Consider the following 3,912-nt stretch of genomic DNA (forward strand, 5'->3'; position numbering starts at 1 on the left):
GGCGTGGGCGCTCGGCGTGTCGCAGGGCACCCTCGATCCGCGCACCCCGCCCGTGTGGCAGGGCCCGGTGGCGCAGGTGCTGGACCCCGGGGAGGACCTGGCGGTGGGGCAGGCGGTGCGCCAGCAGTACGTGTCGGTGCGCGAGCAGACGCATCCGGGGGCGTTCCGCGCGTAGCACGGGCCGGGGAATTAATTGGGTTGAGGTAACGCGGGTGGAGTGTTCGACGATAGGGGCCACGGGCAACCAACGCCCCCGCCGACCACTCCGAGAGATTCAGCGTGCTCATACGACTCCTGCGGACACACCTCCGGCCCTACAAGAGACCCATCACCCTGCTGGTGCTGCTGCAGTTCCTGCAGACCTGCGCCTCGCTCTACCTGCCCACGCTCAACGCGGACATCATCGACCAGGGCGTCGTCGAGGGCGACAGCGGTTACATCCTGGGCTACGGCGCCCTGATGATCGGCATCTCGCTGGTCCAGGTCGTATGCAACATCGGTGCCGTGTACTACGGCGCCCGGACCGCGTCGGCACTGGGACGGGACGTACGCGCCGCCGTGTTCGACCGGGTGCAGTCGTTCTCCGCGCGTGAGGTGGGTCACTTCGGTGCGCCCTCGCTGATCACCCGTACGACGAACGACGTCCAGCAGGTGCAGATGCTGGTCCTGATGACGTTCACCCTGATGGTGTCGGCGCCCATCATGTGTGTGGGCGGCATCGTGATGGCGCTCGGCCTGGACGTCCCGCTGTCCGGGGTGCTGGTCGCGGTGGTGCCGGTGCTGGGCGTCTGCGTGACGCTGATCGTGCGGCGGCTGCGTCCCCTGTTCCGGACCATGCAGGAGCGGCTCGACACGGTGAACCGGGTGCTGCGCGAGCAGATCACCGGCAACCGGGTGATCCGCGCCTTCGTGCGGGACGAGTACGAGCAGGGGCGGTTCCGGAAGTCCAACACCGAGCTGACCGATGTGTCGCTGCGCACGGGCAACCTGCTGGCGCTGATGTTCCCGGTGGTCATGACCGTGGTGAACCTGTCGTCGATCGCGGTGGTGTGGTTCGGCGCGCACCGCATCGACAGCGGCGGGATGCAGATCGGTGACCTGACCGCGTTCCTCGCCTATCTGATGCAGATCGTCATGTCCGTGATGATGGCCACCTTCATGTTCATGATGGTGCCGCGCGCCGAGGTGTGCGCCGAGCGCATCCACGAGGTGCTGGACACCTCCTCCAGCGTGGTGCCGCCCCTCGCGCCGGTCACCGAGCTGCGCCGGCACGGCCATCTGGAGATCCGGGGCGCGGGCTTCCGCTACCCGGGTGCCGAGGAGCCGGTGCTCAAGGCCGTCGACCTGGTGGCGCGGCCCGGTGAGGTCACCGCCGTGATCGGTTCCACCGGCAGCGGCAAGTCCACCCTCCTCGGTCTGGTCCCCCGGCTGTTCGACGCGACCGACGGGGAGGTGCTGGTGGACGGCGTGCCCGTGGCGGACGTCGACCCCGCGCTGCTCGCGAGGACGGTGGGACTGGTGCCGCAGAAGCCGTACCTGTTCGCCGGGACGGTGGCGACGAACCTGCGCTACGGCAATCCGGACGCCACCGACGAGGAGCTGTGGCACGCGCTGGAGGTGGCGCAGGGCAAGGACTTCGTGGAGCGGCTGGAGGGCGGGCTCGACGCGCCGGTCGCCCAGGGCGGGACGAACGTCTCCGGCGGTCAGCGCCAGCGCCTCGCGATCGCCCGGACGTTGGTGCAGCGCCCGGAGATCTACCTCTTCGACGACTCCTTCTCCGCGCTCGACTACGCCACCGACGCGGCCCTGCGGGCGGCTCTCGGACGGGAGACGGCCGAGGCGACCGTGGTGATCGTCGCCCAGCGGGTGGCGACCATCCGGGACGCCGACCGGATCGTGGTCCTGGACGAGGGCCGCGTCGTCGGCACCGGCCGGCACCACGAACTGATGGCGGACAACGAGACCTACCGGGAGATCGTGCTCTCCCAGCTGACGGAAGCGGAGGCTGCCTGATGGCGGGGCCCGGAGGACGGATGATGGCCGGGGGCGGCCCCGACCAGCGGACGATCGACTTCAAGGGGTCGAGCAAACGGCTGCTCGCGCGGTTCCGGCCGGAACGCGGGACGATCTACGGGCTGCTGGCCTGTGTCGTACTGAGCGTCGGACTCAGCGTGGTCGGGCCGAAGATCCTCGGCGAGGCGACCGACCTGGTCTTCGCGGGCATCGTCGGACGCGACATGCCGGAGGGCGCCACCAAGGAGGAGGTGCTCGACTCGATGCGGGAGCGGGGCGAAGGCGATGTCGCCGACATGCTCCGCAGCACCGACTTCACCCCCGGCGAGGGCATCGACTTCACGGCGGTGGGCAACGTCCTGCTGTTCGCGCTGGCGGTGTTCGGGGTCGCCGGCCTGCTGATGGCGGTGGCGACCCGGCTGGTGAACCGGGCCGTCAACCTCACCATGTTCCGGATGCGCGAGGACGTGCAGACGAAGCTGTCGCGGCTGCCGCTGTCGTACTTCGACAAGCGGCAGCGCGGTGAGGTGCTCAGCCGCGCCACCAACGACATCGACAACATCGGGCAGACGCTCCAGCAGTCGATGGGCCAGCTGATCAACTCGCTGCTCACCGTCATCGGCGTGCTCGCGATGATGTTCTACGTCTCCTGGATCCTGGCGCTGGTCGCGCTGGTGACGGTGCCGCTGTCGTTCGTCGTCGCCACGCGCGTCGGCAAGCGGTCGCAGCCGCACTTCGTGGCGCAGTGGCGGTCGACCGGCACGCTCAACGCGCACATCGAGGAGATGTACACCGGGCACACCCTGGTGAAGGTGTTCGGGCGTCAGCGGGAGTCGGCGGAGAAGTTCGCCGAGGAGAACGACGCGCTGTACGAGGCCGGGTTCAAGGCGCAGTTCAACAGCGGCATCATGCAGCCGCTGATGTTCTTCGTCTCGAACATCAACTACGTGCTGGTGGCGGTCGTCGGCGGGCTGCGGGTCGCGTCGGGCACGCTGTCCATCGGTGACGTGCAGGCGTTCATCCAGTACTCGCGGCAGTTCTCGATGCCGCTGACGCAGATCGCCTCGATGGCGAACCTGGTGCAGTCGGGTGTCGCCTCGGCGGAGCGGGTCTTCGAACTGCTGGACGCCGAGGAGCAGGAGGCCGACGCCTCACCGGCCGAGAAGCCGGCCGAGCTGCGCGGGCGGGTGGCGCTGGAGCACGTGTCGTTCCGGTACGACCCGGAGAAGCCGCTGATCGAGGACCTGTCACTGAAGGTCGAGCCGGGCCACACGGTGGCCATCGTCGGCCCGACGGGCGCCGGCAAGACGACCCTCGTGAACCTGCTGATGCGGTTCTACGAGGTCTCCGGCGGGCGGATCACGCTCGACGGGGTGGACATCGCGAAGATGTCCCGGGACGAACTGCGCGCCGGGATCGGCATGGTGCTCCAGGACACCTGGCTGTTCGGCGGCACCATCGCGGAGAACATCGCCTACGGTTCCGCCCGTGAGGTCACCCGGGAGGAGATCGAGGAGGCGGCGCGGGCGGCGCACGCGGACCGGTTCGTCCGGACGCTGCCCGACGGGTACGACACGGTGATCGACGACGAGGGCAGCGGGGTGAGCGCGGGTGAGAAGCAGCTCGTCACGATCGCCCGGGCGTTCCTGTCGGACCCGGTGATCCTCGTCCTGGACGAGGCGACGAGTTCCGTGGACACCCGTACGGAGGTGCTGATCCAGAAGGCGATGGCGCGACTGGCGCACGGGCGCACGTCGTTCGTCATCGCGCACCGGCTGTCCACGATCCGGGACGCGGACACGATCCTGGTCATGGAGAACGGCTCGATCGTCGAACAGGGCGCGCACGAGAAGCTGCTGGCGGCGGACGGGGCGTACGCCCGCCTCTACAAGGCCCAGT

2 protein-coding genes and 1 pseudogene are annotated in these 3,912 nt (G+C 69.1%); all 3 read left to right on the top strand.

From position 1 onward, the window contains the following. Window positions 1–175, top strand: a pseudogene (locus tag B7767_RS47710) (sugar kinase); the annotation flags it as partial. Window positions 176–279: 104 nt separating this feature from the next. Next, window positions 280–2,013 carry an ABC transporter ATP-binding protein gene (locus tag B7767_RS04030; RefSeq protein WP_085570903.1) on the top strand — a complete coding sequence of 578 codons (1,734 nt, stop codon included), beginning with the start codon at window positions 280–282 and terminating at the stop codon, window positions 2,011–2,013. Next, window positions 2,013–3,912 (top strand): ABC transporter ATP-binding protein (locus B7767_RS04035; protein WP_085570904.1); only part of this gene is annotated, 1,900 nt, incomplete at its 3' end. The genes B7767_RS04030 and B7767_RS04035, both read left to right, overlap by 1 nt.

Origin of the sequence: Streptomyces sp. 13-12-16, from assembly GCF_002114215.1 — a bacterium.
GTDB lineage: Bacteria > Actinomycetota > Actinomycetes > Streptomycetales > Streptomycetaceae > Streptomyces.